15 protein-coding genes are annotated in these 18,292 nt (G+C 72.8%); 7 read left to right on the top strand and 8 right to left on the bottom strand.

What is annotated here, in order from left to right; genetic code table 11:
- Nucleotides 1-36 precede the first annotated feature (36 nt).
- A complete protein-coding gene (gene lpdA, locus ACWV17_RS27000) occupies nucleotides 37-1,425 on the bottom strand; it encodes a dihydrolipoyl dehydrogenase (protein ID WP_455355458.1) in 1,389 nt (462 codons plus the stop codon).
- Between the two features lie 443 nt (nucleotides 1,426-1,868).
- Nucleotides 1,869-3,416, bottom strand: a complete 1,548-nt coding sequence (locus ACWV17_RS26995) for a leucyl aminopeptidase (RefSeq protein WP_455355459.1) — start codon at nucleotides 3,414-3,416, stop codon at nucleotides 1,869-1,871.
- A 358-nt stretch (nucleotides 3,417-3,774) separates the two neighbouring features.
- Between ACWV17_RS26995 and ACWV17_RS26990 the strand changes: the two genes are divergently transcribed.
- The 5 genes from ACWV17_RS26990 to ACWV17_RS26970 all read left to right on the top strand — a co-directional run bounded on the left by ACWV17_RS26990 (nucleotide 3,775) and on the right by ACWV17_RS26970 (nucleotide 10,942).
- Nucleotides 3,775-5,790 (top strand): hypothetical protein, encoded by a 2,016-nt coding sequence (locus ACWV17_RS26990; protein WP_455361717.1) that lies wholly within the window; start codon nucleotides 3,775-3,777, stop codon nucleotides 5,788-5,790.
- Nucleotides 5,791-5,914: 124 nt separating this feature from the next.
- Nucleotides 5,915-7,480 carry a GT4 family glycosyltransferase PelF gene (gene pelF / locus ACWV17_RS26985; protein ID WP_455355461.1) on the top strand — a complete coding sequence of 522 codons (1,566 nt, stop codon included), beginning with the start codon at nucleotides 5,915-5,917 and terminating at the stop codon, nucleotides 7,478-7,480.
- The gene (locus tag ACWV17_RS26980) at nucleotides 7,477-9,483 is read left to right on the top strand and encodes a hypothetical protein (RefSeq protein WP_455361716.1); all 2,007 of its coding nucleotides are present in this window, start codon (nucleotides 7,477-7,479) and stop codon (nucleotides 9,481-9,483) included. Before pelF ends, ACWV17_RS26980 begins: the two co-directional genes overlap by 4 nt.
- A gap of 20 nt (nucleotides 9,484-9,503) precedes the next feature.
- Nucleotides 9,504-10,151: a spherulation-specific family 4 protein gene (locus ACWV17_RS26975; RefSeq protein WP_455361715.1), complete on the top strand. Its 648-nt coding sequence runs from the start codon at nucleotides 9,504-9,506 to the stop codon at nucleotides 10,149-10,151.
- Nucleotides 10,148-10,942, top strand: coding sequence for an endo alpha-1,4 polygalactosaminidase (locus ACWV17_RS26970; protein WP_455361714.1), 795 nt, complete (start codon nucleotides 10,148-10,150; stop codon nucleotides 10,940-10,942). The genes ACWV17_RS26975 and ACWV17_RS26970 overlap by 4 nt, the downstream gene beginning before the upstream one ends.
- A 21-nt stretch (nucleotides 10,943-10,963) precedes the next feature.
- On the opposite strand, the gene ACWV17_RS26965 is transcribed toward ACWV17_RS26970, so the two are convergent.
- Nucleotides 10,964-11,140 carry a hypothetical protein gene (locus ACWV17_RS26965; RefSeq protein WP_455355465.1) on the bottom strand — a complete coding sequence of 59 codons (177 nt, stop codon included), beginning with the start codon at nucleotides 11,138-11,140 and terminating at the stop codon, nucleotides 10,964-10,966.
- A 129-nt stretch (nucleotides 11,141-11,269) separates the two neighbouring features.
- Nucleotides 11,270-12,088, bottom strand: a complete 819-nt coding sequence (locus ACWV17_RS26960) for an adenosylcobinamide-GDP ribazoletransferase (protein ID WP_455361713.1) — start codon at nucleotides 12,086-12,088, stop codon at nucleotides 11,270-11,272.
- Between the two features lie 76 nt (nucleotides 12,089-12,164).
- Here ACWV17_RS26960 and ACWV17_RS26955 point away from each other — a divergent pair, with 76 nt between their 5' ends.
- On the top strand, nucleotides 12,165-12,935 hold the full coding sequence (locus ACWV17_RS26955) for a hypothetical protein (RefSeq protein WP_455361712.1): 771 nt from the start codon (nucleotides 12,165-12,167) through the stop codon (nucleotides 12,933-12,935).
- Here ACWV17_RS26955 and ACWV17_RS26950 read toward each other — a convergent pair.
- From ACWV17_RS26950 to ACWV17_RS26935, 4 genes are all read right to left on the bottom strand, one after another.
- Nucleotides 12,833-13,669, bottom strand: coding sequence for a hypothetical protein (locus ACWV17_RS26950; RefSeq protein ID WP_455361711.1), 837 nt, complete (start codon nucleotides 13,667-13,669; stop codon nucleotides 12,833-12,835). The two genes, ACWV17_RS26955 and ACWV17_RS26950, sit on opposite strands and share 103 nt — an antisense overlap.
- On the bottom strand, nucleotides 13,666-15,477 hold the full coding sequence (locus ACWV17_RS26945) for a phosphatidylglycerol lysyltransferase domain-containing protein (protein ID WP_455361710.1): 1,812 nt from the start codon (nucleotides 15,475-15,477) through the stop codon (nucleotides 13,666-13,668). Before ACWV17_RS26945 ends, ACWV17_RS26950 begins: the two co-directional genes overlap by 4 nt.
- A gap of 80 nt (nucleotides 15,478-15,557) precedes the next feature.
- Nucleotides 15,558-16,664, bottom strand: coding sequence for a nicotinate-nucleotide--dimethylbenzimidazole phosphoribosyltransferase (gene cobT, locus ACWV17_RS26940; protein WP_455361733.1), 1,107 nt, complete (start codon nucleotides 16,662-16,664; stop codon nucleotides 15,558-15,560).
- A gap of 114 nt (nucleotides 16,665-16,778) precedes the next feature.
- Entirely contained in the window at nucleotides 16,779-17,984 is a 1,206-nt protein-coding gene (locus ACWV17_RS26935) for a bifunctional adenosylcobinamide kinase/adenosylcobinamide-phosphate guanylyltransferase (RefSeq protein ID WP_455361709.1), read from the bottom strand.
- Between the two features lie 93 nt (nucleotides 17,985-18,077).
- On the opposite strand from ACWV17_RS26935, the gene ACWV17_RS26930 reads away from it, so the two are divergent.
- Nucleotides 18,078-18,287, top strand: a complete 210-nt coding sequence (locus ACWV17_RS26930; RefSeq protein WP_455355471.1) for a hypothetical protein — start codon at nucleotides 18,078-18,080, stop codon at nucleotides 18,285-18,287.
- Nucleotides 18,288-18,292: the final 5 nt, after the last annotated feature.

The raw sequence follows: 18,292 nt of genomic DNA, 5'->3' as shown, positions 1-18,292 counted from the left end.
CGAATGTGCGGAAGTGGTCGTCGCGCCCGGGGACTACTAGTCGTGGGAGTGCAGCGGCTTGCCGGCCAGGGCCAGGTGGGCCTCGCCGAGCGCCTCGCTCTGGGTCGGGTGCGCGTGGATGAGCTGCGCGACCTCGGCCGGCAGAGCCTCCCAGTTGTAGATGAGCTGAGCCTCGCCGACCTGCTCGCCCATACGGTCACCGACCATGTGGACGCCGACCACGGCACCGTCCTTGACCTGGACGAGCTTGATCTCGCCCGCGGTCTTGAGGATCTTGCTCTTGCCGTTGCCCGCGAGGTTGTACTTCAGGGCGACGACCTTGTCCGCACCGTAGATCTCCTTGGCCCTGGCCTCGGTGATACCCATGGAGGCGACCTCGGGGTGGCAGTACGTCACGCGCGGCACGCCGTCGTAGTCGATCGGCACGGCCTTGAGGCCGGCCAGCCGCTCGGCGACCAGGATGCCCTCGGCGAAGCCGACGTGCGCGAGCTGGAGGGTGGGGACGAGGTCACCGACGGCCGAGATGGTCGGCACGTTGGTCTGCATGTACTCGTCGACGAGGACGTAGCCGCGGTCCATTGCGACGCCCTGCTCCTCGTAGCCGATCCCCTGCGAGACCGGGCCGCGGCCGACGGCCACGAGCAGCACCTCGGCCTCGAAGGTCTTGCCGTCGGCCAGGGTGACCCGCACACCGTTCTCGGTGTACTCGGCCTTCTCGAAGAAGGTGCCGAGGTTGAACTTGATCCCGCGCTTGCGGAACGCGCGCTCCAGCAGCTTGGAGCTGTTCTCGTCCTCGACCGGGACGAGGTGCTTCAGGCCCTCGATGACGGTGACGTCGGAGCCGAAGGACTTCCACGCCGAGGCGAACTCGACGCCGATGACGCCGCCGCCCAGCACGATCGCGGACTGCGGGACGCGGTCCAGGACCAGCGCGTGGTCGGAGGAGATGATGCGGTTGCCGTCGATCTCCAGGCCGGGCAGCGACTTCGGCACGGAGCCGGTCGCCAGCAGGATGTGGCGGCCCTGGATGCGCTGGCCGTTCACGTCGACGGAGGTGGGGGAGGAGAGGCGGCCCTCACCCTCGAAGTAGTTCACCTTGCGGGAGGCGACCAGACCCTGCAGGCCCTTGTACAGGCCGGCGATGACGTCGTCCTTGTACTTGTGGACACCCGCCATGTCGACGCCGTCGAAGGTGGCCTTGATGCCGAACTGCTCCGACTCGCGCGCCTGGTCGGCGATCTCGCCGGCATGCAGCAGAGCCTTGGTGGGGATGCATCCGTTGTGCAGGCAGGTGCCGCCGAGCTTGTTCTTCTCGATCAGGGCGACGTCCAGACCCAGCTGCGCAGCGCGCAGGGCCGCGGCGTAACCGCCGCTACCGCCGCCGAGGATCACTAGGTCGAAAACGGTGCTGGCGTCGTTCGCCACGTCACGTCCTCCATGCATGTGCGCCGGGCGCCGGTCCTCTGTGACCGGGCGGCGGCTGGTGTTCGGCCGCTTTTTCTTCGGCCCTGTGGTGGGGGCCCTGTCCTGCCGAGAACCCATCTTCGCACTTGTTGACGGGAGGCGGGACGCCGGGCCGGGGTGTGAGACGTCCGATCCGCCGTCTCGCGGGGTTACCGCGGCGTACGAACGTACGGATTTCGTTGACCTGTAAACAGTACGGCCCCGGGCTGCGCACAGCCCGGGGCCCAGGGCCTCTCGTTTGGATCTTGCCGGGCTCGCGGGGCCTGGCACCGCACCTCGCCGCGTTGTCGTCAGTCGCCAGGGCTCCGCCATGACTCCTTCCTCCGCCTTGCGATGCACGGCACCAGGCCCCGCTCCCTGATCCGGCCTGATCCAAACGAGAGGCCCTAGCTCTGCAGGTGTCCTCAGCCCAGGTCGCCCGCGGCGGTGCGCTCGGCCAGCCGGACCAGGGTGCGGACCGCGGAGCCGGTGCCGCCCTTGGGGGTGTAGCCGTACGGGGCGCCCTCGTGGAAGGCCGGGCCCGCGATGTCGATGTGCGCCCAGGTGATGCCCTCGCCCACGAACTCCTGGAGGAACAGACCGGCGACCAGGCCGCCGCCCATCCGCTCGCCCATGTTGGCGATGTCGGCGGTCGGGGAGTCCATGCCCTTGCGCAGATCGGCGGGGAGCGGCATGGGCCAGGAGGCCTCGCCGACCTCCTCCGCGATCTCGTGGACCGAGGTACGGAAGGCGTCGTCGTTCGCCATGATGCCGAAGGTCCGGTTGCCCAGCGCCAGCACCATCGCGCCGGTCAGGGTCGCCACGTCGACGATCGCGTCCGGGTTCTCCTCGGAGGCCCGGGTCAGCGCGTCGGCCAGGACGAGCCGGCCCTCGGCGTCGGTGTTCAGGACCTCGACGGTCTTGCCGCTGTACATGCGCAGCACGTCACCGGGACGGGTCGCGGAGCCGGACGGCATGTTCTCGGCGAGCGCGAGCCAGCCGGTGACATTGACCTCGAGGCCGAGCTTCGCGGCCGAGACGACGGCGGCGAACACCGCGGCGGCGCCGCTCATGTCGCACTTCATCGTCTCGTTGTGGCCGGCCGGCTTGAGCGAGATGCCGCCCGAGTCGTAGGTGATGCCCTTGCCGACAAAGGCGAGCGACTTGGTCGCCTTGGGGTGCGTGTACGCGAGCTTCACCAGCCGCGGCGGGGCCTCGGAGCCCTTGCCGACGCCCAGGATGCCGCCGTAGCCGCCCTTGGCCAGCGCCTTCTCGTCCAGCACCTGGACCTTGATCCCGTTCTCCTTGCCGGCCGCGGTGGCGACGGCGGCGAAGGCCTCGGGGTCGAGGTCGTTCGGCGGGGTGTTGATCAGGTCACGGGCGATGTTGATCTGGGTGGCGACGACCTGGGCGCGCTCGGCCGCGGCCTTGTGCGCCTTGTCGCGGGGCTTGGCGCCGAGCACGGCCACCTCGCCGAGCGGCAGCTTCGGGCCGCCGTTGTCGTTCTTGCCCTTGCCGGTCTTCTCGCCACCCTGGTACGCGGTGAAGGCGTACGCGCCGAGCAGCGCGCCCTCGGCGATCGCCGTCACGTCGGAGGCATCCTCGACGGGCAGCGTGAAGCCGGCCTTCTTGGCGCCGGACAGCGCGCGGGCCGCGGAGCCCGCGGCGCGGCGCAGCGCGTCCGGGTCGAACGACTCACCCTTCTCGGGTGCGGAGCCGAGCCCGACCGCCAGCACGACCGGGACCTTCAGGCCGGCCGGCGCGGGGAGCTTGGTCACCTCGCCCTCGGCACCGGTGGCGCCGAGGGACTCCAGGACGGTGGCGAGCTTTCCGTCGAACGCGTTGTCCACGGCCTCCGCGCCGGGGGCGACGACGGGTCCCTTCCCTCCCTTGGGGCTCTTGGCGACCCCGACGACGAGGGCGTCGGCGCGCAGCGTCGCCGCGCCGGCAGTGCTGAGAGTCAGAGCAGTCACGGTGGTGAGGTCTCGCTTCCGTTTGTTGTGTTGACCTGCTGCGGCCGAAGGGGTGGGATCGGCCGTTCCCAGCGCATCGTATTCCGGCCCCGCACGCGCCAGAAATGAGCCTACGCGCCCGGACTCGACCGCACGGCTCTCGGATGTTTGACAAATTGTTCGAGCGCCAGCGGAAGTGGTTCACCCGTCTGTGGTCTCTGTTCCAGGTTTGCCGCCTACACCAGTGAGAGGTCCGCCACACTCAAGCCACTCTCGCAAGGGAACGCGGGGTTTCTTTGCATGATTTCCACAGATCCTTCCTGGGCCGTCCATGGAGGTCTGGCAGGGGGGAAGTTCGCAGATGGTTCAGAGCATCCGTATGAGCAGAGCTGCCGTCGCGTGCGTGGCGGCAGCTCTGGTGTTGGCGGTCCTGCCGGCGTCGGGCGCCGTGGCAGCGCCCACGCCGCGCATCGACCTGAAGGTCCTGGTCGTCGACGACGGCGGCAGCGCGGTCGAGGCCGTGACCGCCGAGCTGAAGAACACCGGAGTCCCGTACACCGAGATCGAGTTGGGCGAGTCCGGCCGGCCGGTCATCGACACCGCGTTCCTCAGCGACACCGTGGACGGCCGGCCGCGCGCCAAGTACCAGGGCGTGGTCCTGCCGAACGAGGACCCGTTCGGCGCGGGCTCCGCGGAGATGGCCGCCCTGGTGGCGTACGAGAAGACGTACGGGATCCGGCAGGTCGACGCGTACACCTGGGCGCACCCGGGCGTCGGGCTGGACTACACCGACAGCGGGGGCTACTCCGGAACCCTGGACGGCGCCGAGGCCGCGCTGACCCCGGCCGGCAGGTCCGGCCCGTTCGGCTACCTCGACGGCGGAGTGACCTTCGAGGACAACTCAGGGCTCATCCCCGAGAGCTACGGCTACATCGCGCGGCCGAGGGAAGGTTTCACCAGCTACCTCGACGCCCCCGTCACCGGCGGCACCGGGCGGGGCAGCCTGCTGGGCGAGTACGCCCACGACGGCCGCCGCGAACTCGTCGTGACCTTCGGCTACAACCAGTACCAGCGCCAGTTCCGGCTGCTGGCCCGCGGCATCGTCGAATGGCTCACCCAGGGCGTCCACCTCGGCCAGAGCCGCAACTACTTCTCCGTACACGTCGACGACGTCTTCGCGCCGGACGCCCGCTGGGACACGGAGCTCAACTGCACGCCCGGTGACTTCGACTGCGGCGACGGCGAGGGGGAGGGCACCGCGCCGATCCGGATGACCGCCGCCGACGCGCAGTACGCGGCGCAGTGGCAGCAGTCCAGCGGCTTCACCCTCGACATGGTCTACAACGCGGGCTCCGGCGAGGAGTGGAAGGCCGAGCACGGCGGCACCGACGCGCTGACCGCGCAGCTGCTGGCCGACCGGGCGAAGTACCGCTGGATCAACCACACCTACACCCACCCCTTCCTCGGCTGTGTGCAGGACACCTCCACCGTGCCCTGGCAGTGCGCGAAGGACGCGGCGGGCAACACCCGGTGGATGAGCCGCGCCGAGATCTCCGCGCAGATCCGTGACAACCACAACTGGGCCGTCGGCAAGGGCCTCGCGGTGGACCGGTCCGAGCTGGTCACCGGCGAGCACTCCGGCCTCAAGACGCTTCCGCAGCAGCCCGTGGACAACCCCAACCTCGCGCCGGCGCTCGCCGACAACGGGGTCCGGTGGACGGCGAGCGACAACTCGCGCGAGCCGCAGCAGCGGGCGGCCGGCAGCGCGCTCACCGTGCCCCGCCACCCGATGAACGTGTACTACAACGTGGGCACCGCCGCCGAGATGACCGACGAGTACAACTGGATCTACGCGAGCAAGGAGGACGGAGGCAGCGGCGTCTGCGCGACCAACCCGGCCTCCACCTGCCTGGACGAGCCGCTCGACGAGACCACCGGATACGCGACGTACATCGTGCCGCAGGAGGCCCGGATCGCTCTCGGTCACGTGATCGGCAACGACCCGCGCCCGCACTACGTGCACCAGTCCAACCTGGCCGAGGAGCGCATCCTCTACCCCGTCCTCGACAAGGTCCTGGCCGACTACCGCGGACTGTTCGCCGACAACGTGCCGGTCGTCAACCCGCGCCAGCGCGACGCCGGCACCGAGCTGAACCGCCGCGCCGCGTGGAGCAGGGCGCTCGCGGACGGCAGGGTGACCGCCTACCGGATCGGCACCACGGTCACCGTCAAGGCGCCGGCCGGGGTCACCGCGCCGGTCACCGTGCCGGAGGGAACGCGGAAGCAACTGTTCCTGGGGACGAGCGTGTTCGGCACCGCGTACGCCGGGCAGCGCTCGGCATGGACCGCGCCCGAGACGCTCCAGTCGGCGGTCACGCTGAGGCTGCCCGCCTGATCCGCACCGGCCGGGCCGGCCTGACCAACTCGACCGGCATGACCAGTTCGAAACCAGCCTGACCAGCTCGACCAGCTCGACCAGCTCGACCAGCAGAGCCGATCACGTCCTGGGGGGACACCGAATGAGCCATGGGCGTCACGTGACCATGCTCACCGAAGGAACGTATCCGCACGTCCACGGGGGCGTCAGCACCTGGTGCGACCAGCTCGTGCGCGGCATGCCCGAGGTCGACTTCAATGTCGTCGCCCTCACCGGCAGCGGCCGCGAGCCGGTCACCTGGGAGCTGCCGCGCAATGTCTACCGGCACACGGCGGTCCCCCTCTGGGGGCCGCCCCCGCCCCGGTCGGTGCGGCGTCCGATGTTCGGCCGCGAACGCCGGCGCTTCATCGACACGTACGAAAGGTTTCTGCTGTCCCTGCTCGACCCGGAGTCGGGCTGCGACTTCTCCTCCGCCCTGTACGCGCTGGCCGAACTGGCCCGCGAGGGGCGGCTGTCGGCGGCGCTGCGCTCGGAATCCGTCCTGCGCTCGCTGATGTGGATCTGGACCATGCCGCACCTGGCGACAGCCGCGGCCCGGCCCACCGTCCACGACGCACTCACCGCCACCGACCTGCTGGAACACGCGCTGCGCCCGCTGGCCGTCCGGATCCCCGGCGACAGCGTGGCGCACGCGGTCAGCAGCGGGCTCGCGACCCTGCCCGCGCTCGCCGCGCAACAGCTGGACGGCGTCCCGTTCCTCCTCACCGAGCACGGCATCTACCTGCGCGAGCGCTACCTCGGCTACCGCAGCGAGGCGCAGCGCTGGCCGGTCAAGGCGCTGATGCTGAGCTTCTACCGGGAGCTGAACTCCGAGGGCTACCGGCGGGCCGACCTGATCACGCCCTGCAACCAGTACAACCGGCGCTGGGAGGAGCGGGGCGGCGCCCCCGCCCACAAGATCCGGACCGTCTACAACGGCGTCGACCCGCAGCTCTTTCCGGACGCCGGCGCGGAGCCGGAGGTTCCCACGCTCAGCTGGGCGGGCCGGATCGACCCCATCAAGGACCTGGAGACGCTCATCCGGGCGTACGCGCTGATGCGCGCCGAACTCCCGGAACTGCGGCTGCGCCTCTTCGGCGGGGTCCCGGCGGGAGGCGAGGACTACCGGACCCGGCTCGAAAAGCTCGCCGCCGAGCTCGGGGTCACCGACGGCATCAGCTACGAGGGCCGGGTCAGTGATGTTGCCCGCGCGTACGCGGCGGGCAGCGTGGTGATGCTCTCCAGCATCAGCGAGGGCTTCCCGTTCAGCATCATCGAGGCCATGTCCTGCGGCCGGACCACCGTGTCGACCGATGTGGGAGGGGTCAGGGAAGCCGTCGGCGACACCGGTCTGGTCGTGCCCCCGCGCGAGCCCGCGCTCATGGCACAGGCCACGCTGGCGCTGCTGAACGACGACGAACGACGGGCCGAGCTGGGCCGGTTGTCGCGGCAGCGGGTGGTGGAGCAGTTCACGCTGCGCCGCTCGGTGGACGGCTTCCGGCGGATCTACCGTGAGCTGGCGGGCTTCCCGGAGCCCGCGTACGAGCCGGGCTTCGAGCCCGCGTACGCCGTCGGCGAGGCCGTCGGTGACGCCGCCGGCGCGGACTGGACCGTGCAGCTCACGGACCCCTGGCACCGTGAGCTGGCGGCGGGAGGGTCCCTCTGGTGAGCGGCCCGCTCTGGCTCACGCCCGGCGACCGGGCGGACACCCTGCCGCTCATCCCGAGGCAGCGTCCCAGCTGGGCCGCGGCCGATCCGCTGGACGAACTCGCCGGGCGGCTCGACGGTTTGATCGCCGCCGCCGTGCACCCGGACGAGATCGCCGCGATCCTGGAGTCCGACGGGATGACGGACGACCACATCAGGCTGACCTACGGCCGCGAGGACTCCTTCGCCCTCGCCGAGGAGCTGTACGCGCGGGTCCCGCGCCGCTTCCCCGAGCCGCCCGGACCCGCCGTCGATCCTTGGAGCGCCAGCCTGCTCGGCTGTCTGCTGCGCGGACTCGTCTTCGCGCTGCCGGGACTGGCGTACGTCCTGGGCGCGCCGCTGCTGGCGGGCCCGCCGGACCGGCTCGGGCTGCCCGCCGGGACGGTCACGCTGCTGGCCGGTGCGCTGGTCGGGTGGGTGTGGAACCAGTCGCTCTCGCACCGGGCGTACTCCTGGCTGGGCCTCGGCGACCGCGAGGCGGCGTGCCGTGCGCTGCTCGCGGGGGCGCCGGCCGGGGCGCTGCTGGGGGCGGTGGTCGCGTGCTCGGTGCCGGGCCCCGGCTCGGCGGCGGTGTTCGCGGCGGGCCAGTCGCTGTACCTGGGCGCGGCGACGGTTCTGCTGGTTCTGGGCCGCGAACGCGCGCTGCTGTACGCCCTGTTGCCCATGGCGGCGGGGGCGGCCGCCACCCCGGTCCTCGCCCTCCCCACCCCGGCCCGCGCGGCCCTCCTGCTGACATCACTCCTGGCGGCCCTGACCCTGGCGGCCCGCGAACTCCCGGTGCGGGATCTGCTGACCGGGCTCGGCCGGCGCTGGGCGGCTGCGCGCCGCCCACGGCTCACGCGGGCCAGGCCCCACCCGTACAGCCGCGAAGCGGCGGCCCCCCAGCGGGGCCGGCCGGCGGCCCGGCTGGCCGAGGCGTGGGCACGGTGGCGCGCCAGCAGGGCTGCGGCCCGGCCCGCGCGGGGAGTTCGCGTCCCGCGCTGGGCCCAGCCGGCCGAAGACCCCGCGCGCCGGTCAGGAACGGCCGACAAGGCCGGACCCCGGCCCGGTGGCCCCGCCGGGCGTGAGCCCCGCGCACCGCGCTGGGCTCGGCCGCCCGCTGCGGGTTGGCGGCGGCTTCTGCCCGAAGGTTCCGCACGCGGCGAAGCCGGGTCCCGGCCGTGGTGGCGCCGGGTGCTGCCCGGCGGCCCCGCTGGGCGTGAGCCCCGTGCACCGCGCTGGGCGCGGCCGTCCGCTGCGTACGGCGGCCCCGCCGGGCGTGAGCCCCGCATACCGCGCTGGACGCGGCCACCCGCCGGGCTCCGGCCGTGGTGGCGCCCGCGCGGCGGGGCGTTTGCCCTGCTGGGGCGCGCGCGTGAGGGCTCCGGGGTGCGGCCCTCGCCTCGGCTGGCTGCCTCGCTTCCCTACGGGCTCTTCGGGCTCGGCACCGGCGTGCTCGTGCTGCACGCCGCTCTCGGCGACGTGCTCGCCGGCGGGCCCGGAGCCACCGTCGCCGCGCCCTCCGCCGTCGCGCTCACCCTCAGCATGGGGCCCGCCGAGTGGCTGCTGCACCGCTTCCGCAGCGACAGCCTCGCCGGGCTGCGCGCCTCCACCACCCCCGGTGCCTTCTGGCGGGCCACGGCCGGCACGCTCGCCGAGTGCCTGACCGGCTACCTCGCCGTCCTCCTGGCCCTCGGCCTCGCCGGCACCGCGCTCTGGCCCGACGCGCCCGGCCTCAGCGGCATCCGGCTCGCCACGCTCCTGCTGCTCGGCGCGGTCATGTGGACCGGGCTGCTCCTGCAGTCCTTCGGCGCGGTGCTCGCCGCGGCCGCGGTCTGCGGGGCGGCGGCGCTCGCCCAGACCGTCGCCCTGCTGACCGGCGTCGGCAGCCCGCACCTCGTCCAGCTCACCGTGGCGGGGACAGCGGCCGCGGTGCTCGCCGTGCTCGTCTGTGTTCTGCTGGGCCGGGCGACCGCTCACCGATAGCGAGGAAGAGGAAGAAGTCCATGCTGCTGGTGCCGCTCTACGAGCACCCCGCCGACCGCCCGGAAGCCTGGGAGGCCGTGATCCGGTCCGCCGCCCGGCTGTTCGGCGTCGTGCTCAACCCGGCCAGCGGCCCCGGCACCGCGCCCGACCCCGCGTTCGCCGCCGTCGCACGTCGGCTGCGGTCGGCCGGAGTCCGGCTCCTGGGATACGCCGACACCGACTACGCGCGCCGCCCGCACCCGGCCGTCGTCCAGGACCTGGTGCGGCACCGCGACTGGTACGGCACCGACGGGGTCTTCCTCGACCAGGTCTCCGCGGAGCCCGAACTCCTGCCGCACTACGGCCGGCTGACGGTCGCCGCACGGGCCGCCGGCGCGGCGACCGTCGTCCTCAACCACGGCGTCCACCCGCACCCCGGCTACCTCGACCTCGCAGACGTACTGGTCACCTTCGAGGGCCCCTGGGACGCGTACGAGCCCGACGTCGTCCCGCAGTGGACGGCCGCGCATCCGCCCGAACGCTTCTGTCACCTCGTGTACGCGGTGCCGCCCGGCGCGCCCGCCGCCGCACTGGCCGCCGACCGCGGCGCCGCCGTGCACTGCGCCGTCCCGGGCGGCGGCGCGCACCCGTGGGGGACCCTCCCGTACGCCCTGGAGGGCGCCGGATGAGGCGCGTACGCCTGCTCGTCCTGCTGCTGCTCCTGCTCGCCGGATGCACCTCCCCCGCTCCGGACAAAGAGGATCCGGCGCCGCCCTCGCGCGGCCGCTGGCAACCCGAGCCCGGCGTCGCCTGGCAGTGGCAGCTGAGCGGGAAGCTGGACACCTCGGTCGACGTCCCCGTCTACGACATCGACGGCTTCGACCACCCCGCCTCCGCTGTCGCCGGTCTGCACCGCGAGGGCCGCAAGGTCATCTGTTATCTCTCCACCGGCGCCTGGGAGGAGTTCCGCCCGGACGCCGACGACTTCCCGGACGAGGTGCTGGGGCGGGGCAACGGCTGGGAAGGGGAGCGCTGGCTCGACATCCGGCGTACGGACGTCCTCGGGCCGCTGATGGCCCGGCGGATCGACATGTGCCGGAAGAAGGGCTTCGACGCGGTCGAGCCGGACAACATGGACGGCTACCGCAACCGCACCGGCTTCCCCCTCACCGCCGCAGACCAGCTCCGCTACAACCGGCTGATCGCCCGGCTGGCGCACGAGCGCGGTCTCTCCGTCGGCCTGAAGAACGACCTGGACCAGATCCCGGAGCTGGTGGGGGACTTCGACTTCGCGGTCAACGAACAGTGCGCGCAGTACGGCGAGTGCGCCGCCCTGGCGCCGTTCACCGCGGCCGGGAAGGCCGTCTTCCACGCGGAGTACGAACTCCCGACGGCCCGGTTCTGCCGCGAGGCGCGCGGCCTGAAGCTCAGCTCGATCCTGAAGAAGTACGAGCTGGGCTCCTGGCGGCGCGCCTGCTGACGCGTGTCGCAGCGGCCGCGGTCAGCGCCGGCCACGCCGGGTGGACAGCCCGGCACCCACTCCGGCCAGGTGCACGGCCAGTACGGTCAGCCCGAGGAGCATGAGGCTCATCGGCGAGAAGAGAACCACGGTCGACGTCTCCGTCGCGTGCAGGATGAACGCGATGAAGAAGAGGGCGCCCGCCACAAATGCCAGCATGTCTGCTCCTACCGGTGAGTGGCGTGCCCCGCTCGGCTGCGGCGGCTGCGCCGTTGTCAGCAACCGTGTGCCCCGCCCCCCACCCCTCATGCGTACGGAGTTGGGGCGGAGCCCGGCCGCAGCCGGCCGTCAGCCCAGCGCCAGCACGACCAGCGCCGCCGTCGCCGCCGTCTCCGCGAGCGCGCCGAAGACGTCCCCCGTCACCCCGCCGAACCGGCGCACGCAGTGCCGCAGCAGGAGGTGGGCCGCGACCAGTGCCGCCACCGCCGCCACCGCGTGGTGCAGCGCGCCGTACGGTCCGAACAGCGCGCCCGCGCCCGCGCACCCGGCGCTCACCAGCACGGCCGCCGACACGGCCGCGGGTACGGACACCACCCCCGCGACCGCCGCGCCCAGCCCCTCCGGGCGGGCCGGTGGGACACCCGCGCGCGAGGCCAGGGTCAGCGCCAGCCGGGCGGTGACGCCCGCCACGACGACGGCCACGGCGCCGCGCGCCCAGCCCCCCGAGCCGTACAGCTCGTACACCACCGCCACCTGCGCCAGCAGGACGAACAGCAGGGTGAGCACGCCGAACGGGCCGATGTCGGACTGCTTCATGATGCGCAGCGCGTCCGCCGCCGGCTTCGCGCTGCCCAGACCGTCCGCGGTGTCGGCCAGCCCGTCCAGATGCAGTCCGCGGGTGAGCGCCGCCGGTACGGCCACGGTGGCGACGGCGGCGAGCAGGGGGCCCGACCCGAGCAGCAGCAACACGCCGCCGAGCGCGGCCGCGCAGAGCCCCACGACGAGCCCGGCGAGGGGCGCGGCCAGCATGCCGGCGCGCGCCGCGGGCCGGTCCCAGCGCGTGACCCGGACGGGGAGGGCGGTGAGGGTGCCGAAGGCGAACCGTATGCCGTCGGCGAGCGAGGGCGGCGGGAGCGGCCCGGTGGCCGGGGGAGTGGTCTCGGTCATCCGGCGCAGGCTATCCCGGCCCGCGAGCGACCTGGCCGGTAAATTACCCATAGCGCGCAAACCGGGAGCAGATCGTATGGGTGACTGGTGGTACCGCAACATCCTTGAGCCGGGGAAACTCCCGCTGCTCCTCGCCCTGCTCTCGTTCGTCCTGTCGTTTCTGGTGACGCGCACCATCACCCGGCTGATCCGGGCGGGCAGGGGGCCGTTCAAGAACATCTCACCGGGCGGGCTGCACGTGCACCATGTCGTCCCCGGCGTGATCCTGACGGTCATCGGCGGGTTCGGGGCGATCGCCAGCAGCCGGAACAGTTTCGGCGCCTTCCTCTCCGCCGTGCTCTTCGGCATCGGGGCGGGCCTGGTGCTGGACGAGTTCGCGCTCGTCCTCCATCTCGACGACGTCTACTGGAGTGAACAGGGGCGCACGAGCGTCGAGGTCGTGGTGCTCACGGCCGCTCTGGTGGCGCTCGTACTCGGCGGCTTCCTGCCGTTCGGCGTCAATGACCTGACCCCCGACGAGCGGCAGAACCGCGGGCTGGTCGTGATGAACATGGCGCTCAACTTCTTCTTCGCGCTGCTCGCGCTGGGCAAGGGAAAGACGCGTATCGCCATCCTCGGCACGGTCGTCCCGTTCGTCGCGCTGATCGGCGCGGTCCGGCTCGCCCGGCCCGACTCACCGTGGGCGAAGCGCTTCTACCGCAACCGGCCCCGCGCCCGCGCCCGCGCCGGGCTGCGCGCGTTCCATCACGACCGGCGCTGGGCGGCTCCGCGCCGCAAGTTCCAGGACCTGATCGCCGGCACCCCGGACTCGGAGCGGTCGCGGGTGCCGACCACCAAGGACCGCTGAGCCTGATCCTGACCTTGCCCCTGACGGTGCCGTCGGCGGGCGCGGCGCACCGCGGCGATCCCGCACAGCACCAGCACCGCGGCGATCGCCGCCAGGTGCTCCTTTCCGGCGAGGTTGTTCTTGACCAGCACCTCCACGATCATGAGCACGATCACCAGCGCGCCCGTGAGATACGCCCGCAGGCGCCAGCAGACGAAGACGGCGAGGCCGACGACCGCCGCCGACGGCCCGGTGTCGACCACCTGCCCGTCCGAGGCGGGCAGGCCGAGGAAGGCGTCGGGCCCCAGGGCGATGCCCACGCGTGCGTACAGGGTCCCGGCCAGCGTCGCGGCGTAACCGATCGCCAGCGTGCGCCACCGGCCGAGGGTGATCTCCGCGATGCCGAACACCACCAGGATCTGCGCGAGCGCGCCCCAGACGGGCAGATCGAGGGCGGGCACGAAGAGCGAGAGCGGGGTGCGCAGCAGTGCGAGCCACAGTGGATCGTCCGCCCGGATCGAACCGATGTTCTGGACGGCCCGGAAGCCCCAGGACTGGTTCTGTATGAACTGGAAGGACGCCGTCAGGCAGACCGCGACCAGGGCGAGGGGCACGGCCCGCCACTTCCGCGCGGTGAGCGCGTCGCGGACCGTCCGGTAGAGCCGGCCCCACTCGCGCAGGCCGGCCCGGCGCAGGCCCTCGCCTCGTAGCCCGTTGCGTCGCAGCCCGTCGCGTCGCGGGCCGGTGCGGTTCATCGTTTCGTCTCCAGGTGCCGGCGATGCAGCCACTTGGGGAGGCCCGGCGCTTCGAGGAAGCCCTCGGCGCGGCCCGCGGCGAGTCCGATGCGCAGCAGATCGCTGCTCTTCTCGAAGAGCATGAAACGGGGCTCCCAGATCGGCCGGTACTTGGCGTTGGCGCGGTACAGCGACTCGATCTGCCACCAGCGGGAGAAGAAGCCGAGCAGCGAGCGCCACAGCCTCAGGACGGGTCCCGCCCCGAGCTTCGAGCCACGTTCGAAGACCGACCGGAACATCGCGAAGTTGAGCGAGACCTGAGTGATCCCGATCTCTCCGGCCCGCTGGAGGAGTTCGATGACCATGAACTCCATCAGGCCGTTGTCGGAGTCGCGGTCACGCCGCATCAGGTCGAGGGAGAGCCCCTGGGGGCCCCACGGCACAAAGCTCAGCAGTGCCCGCCGTTCGGACTGCGCGTCGGTGCATTCCAGCATCACGCACCGCCCGTCGGCCGGATCGCCGAGCCGCCCCAGCGCCATCGAGAAGCCGCGCTCGGTCTCGCCGTCGCGCCAGTCGTCGGCGCAGCGCAGCAGCTCCGCCATCTCGTCGGCGGGGATGTCCTCGTGGCGGCGGATACGGACCTCGTAGCCGGCGCGCTTGATCCGGTTGTACGCCTGGCGCACGGTCCGCATCGCGCGCCCGTCGAGGGTGCTGCGTTTTCCCGGGGGAGTCCCCCCGGACCCCCAGTCCGCGGTCTCCACGATCGCCTCGTCGCCGAGCTCCAGCGCGTCCAGGCCGTGCCGCGCGTAGATCATGCCGGCCTCCTCGCTCGCCCCCATCACGGCTGGGATCCAGCCGTGCGCGCGGGCCTCGGCCAGCCAGGGTTCGATGGCGCCGGGCCAGGCCTCGGGGTCGCCGATGGGGTCGCCGGAGGCGAGCGAGACCCCGCCGACGACGCGGTAGGTGACGGCGGCCTTGCCGGTGGGCGACCAGACGGCGCTCTTCTCGCGGCGCAGCGCGAAGTAGCCGAGCGAGTCGCGCCCGCCCTGCTTGTCGAGGAGCGCGCGCAGCCTCGCCTCGTCCTCCTCGGTGATCGGATCGACGGTGCGGCGGGAGCGGAAGGCCGCGTACAGCACGGCGAGGAGCAGCAGGGTGGACAGGACGTTGATGGTGACGTCCACCCAGCCCGGCGCGGTGATCCCGGGGTAGCCCGCGTCGTTGGCGGCCAGCGAGACCAGCCGCATCACGCCGTACCGCCAGCGGTCCAGGAAGGACGCGCGGTGGTCGTCCTCGGCGGTGTTGGTGAGACCGACCAGCAGGGCGGCGACCAGCGAGGTGAGGAGCAGACCGAAGAACGCGACGGCCACGCCGAGCTTGGGGTTGGAGCGGTCGCCCTTCGCGTAGAACTCGCGCCTGCCGAGCAGCAGGGCGGCGACGAAGGCGGTGGTCAGGGCCAGTGAGATCCAGTTCTGCGGGTGCTGCCGGATCTCGGCGTAGAGCATGGCGAGGACGAACAGCGCCAGGAAGAGCCCGCTGAGGACGATGTTCAAGATCCAGGCGGCGCGCTTGCGGCGGCGCATGGTGATCGCCAGGAAGAGGGTGAAGGCGCCCGAGGCGAAGCCCGCGGTCAGCAGGTACGGGGTGAAGTAGTCGTCGGTGTTGTGCCGCCGGAGGTCCTGGCCGAGGGAGACCCAGACGGCGCTGAGGAAGTTGATGAACGCCACGGCGCGCAGGTACCAGACGGCGATCGACGCGCTGCGTCGCGAGCGGGCGGTGCTCCGGACGGTGTTCCCGTCGGCTTCCGTGGTGGCCAAACGGACATCTCCCATGGAAAGCGATCATATGGGGGCATCGCCGGCGAGGGAGGGTGAGCGTGGGCGCGGCCGGTCAGGGCCGCGCCCGCGGAAACTCAGTCGGCCGTTTCCTCTTCAGCGGGACCGGACGGACGGTCCGCTCCTTCCTCCGCGCTCTCCGTCCCCTCCGTCCGCTCGGGCAGCTCGGCCGCCAGCGCGGCGGCCGCCTGGACGAGGGGAAGTGCCAGCAGTGCCCCGGCCCCTTCGCCCACACTGACGCCGTGGTCGAGCAGCGGGTTGAGCGCCATCCGGTCCAGGGCCTTCGTCTGGCCCGGCTCGCCGCTCGCCTGGCCCGCCAGCCACCAGTCCGGCGCCCGGAACGCCGCCCGTTGCGCCACCAGCGCACAGGCCGCGGAGACCACTCCGTCCAGGATCACCGGAGTACGCCGCACCGCGCACTGCAGCAGGAAACCCGTCGTCGCCGCCAGGTCCGCGCCGCCCACCGCGGCCAGCAGTTCCAGCTGGTCGCCCAGCACCGGCCGCGCCCGGCGCAGCGCGTCGCGGACCGCCGCGCACTTGCGCATCCAGGCCAGGTCGTCGATCGGTGAGCCGCCGCGCCCGGTGACGACGGAGGCGTCCGTGCCGCAGAGCGCGGCGATCAGGGTGGCCGCGGCGGTGGTGCCACCGACGCTCAGATCACCGAGGACGACCAGATCGGTGCCCGAGTCGGCCTCCTCGTCCGCGATGGACACGCCGAGCCGTACGGCCTCTTCGGCCTCCTCGGCCGTCAGCGCGTCCTCGACATCGATCCGCCCCGAGCCCCGCCGCACCCGGTGGCGTACCACCGCCTCGGGAAGCAGGTCCGGCTCGCAGTCCAGGCCGGCGTCCACGATCCGCACCGGGACGCCGAGCCGCCGGGCCAGTACGGAGACGGCGCTCGTGCCGTCGAGCACGCCGCGCACCAGCTCGTGCGCGCCCCGGGCGGGCCGGGCCGAGACGCCCAGGTCCGCCACCCCGTGGTCGCCGGCGAAGAGCACCACGCGGGGCCGCTCGACGGCCCTGACCGGTACGGAGGCCTGCGCGGCCGACAGCCACTCGCCCAGTTCGTCGAGCCGGCCGAGCGCGCCGGGCGGCAGGGCCAGCCGCTCCCGGCGTTCCTCGGCGTCACGCCGTACACCCCCGTCGGGGCGTTCGATCAGATCGGAGAAGTCGTCGAGATTCAGCCTGCTCATCTGCCGAACAGTACCGGCAGCCCCACGCCGGTCAGGGCCCGCCCGACGGTTCTGTTCGCGGCGCTGTCCGCAGCTCTGTGCGCGGCTCTGATCGCAGCTCCGTCCTCAGCCGCGCAGCGGCAGCGCCTGACCCGCCACCACCAGCAGCACCTGCTCGCACTCGTTCGCCACCGTCGCGTTGAGGCGGCCCAGTTCGTCGCGGAAGCGCCGGCCGGAGGCAGTCGCGGGCACGACGCCGGAGCCCACCTCGTTGCTGACCGCGACGACCGTACGACGGGTCGCGCGCACCGCCGCGACCAGCGCGGCCATCCGCTGCCGCAGCTCCCGTTCGCCGCCCTCCGCCCATCTGGCGTCGTCCCAGGCCCCGGCCCGGTCCATCGCGTCGGTGAGCCACAGCGCCAGACAGTCGATGAGCAGGGGCGGACCCTCCTGCGCGAGCAGCGGGACGAGCTCGCACGTCTCGGCGGTCCGCCAGGAACCCGGCCGGCGCTCGCGATGCGTGCTGACCCGGGCGGCCCACTCGTCATCGCCGTCCCGGCTGCCGCTGGTCGCCACGTACAGCACCTCGGGGAAGGCGGCGAGCCGCCGCTCGGCCTCGAACGACTTGCCCGAGCGGGCCCCGCCCAGCACCAGCGTGCGGCGCGGCAGATCGGGCACGGCGTGGTACTCGCCGACCAGTACGGTCGTCCCGTCCGGCACCGCCCGCGCCCCCACGGCCGCGAGCCGGCGCTGCAACTCGGCGCCCGGCGGCGCGTCGTGGTCGACGTGGACGGCGATCACGTCGGTGGTCGGACCGACGGCGCCGGCGGCGCGCAGCCGGGCGAGTGCCTCCGGGCGCCCGACGACATCGCCGAGCACCATGTCGTACGGGGTGGGCGGGCCGTTGCCCTCCGCCCCGGCGGGTGCGCCGCCCGGCGGGAGATACAGCAGCCGTTCCCCGTCCGGCCCGGTCACTTCGTACCCGGTGCCCGGTGCGTCCATCGCCATCGCCCGCACCCGGTGTCCGCTGATCAGCGCCAGCTCCCGGCCGTCGGGCACCCGCCCGGCGGCGGGCAGCCCGACGGGCAGCTCGACGGCCGGCCCGCCGTGCGGGTGGCTGAGCAGTACATGCCGTACACCGGTGAGCGAGTGCCCGGCGCGGGCGGCGGCCAGCGCGGCCCCGGGAGTGAGGTCGAGGAGCAGCGCGCCGTCCACGAGGAGAGCGGTGGCGGCGCGCGCCCGGCCGCCGAGGGACATCGCGCAGTTCGCGCAGGGGCAGTCGGGACGCGGCAGCCCGTCGGGGGCCCCGGTGCCGAGGAGAGTCAGTTCCACGGTGACGATCCTCCCGCGTCCCCGCGGCTGGTGCGCGCCCGGCTACGCTGCGGGCAGGCTGTGATGACGAAGTGGCCGGACCCAGGAGGCGACATGGCGTGGACGTGGCGGTTCGAGAAGTCCGACGGGACGGAGACGGAACCGGCGGTGCAGCCGGAGGAGTTCACGACCCAGGGGGATGCGGAGTCGTGGATCGGTGAGGTCTGGAAGGACCTCGTCGAGGGCGGGGCGGACCAGGTGTCCCTGTTCGAGGACGGCGCGAAGATCTACGGCCCCATGAGCCTGCACGCGGAAAACGCCTGAGCCAA

The organism is Streptomyces mabaensis (assembly GCF_053763515.1).
The sequence above is the reverse complement of the archived record's forward strand: the minus strand, read 5'-3'. Positions and strand labels throughout refer to the sequence as shown.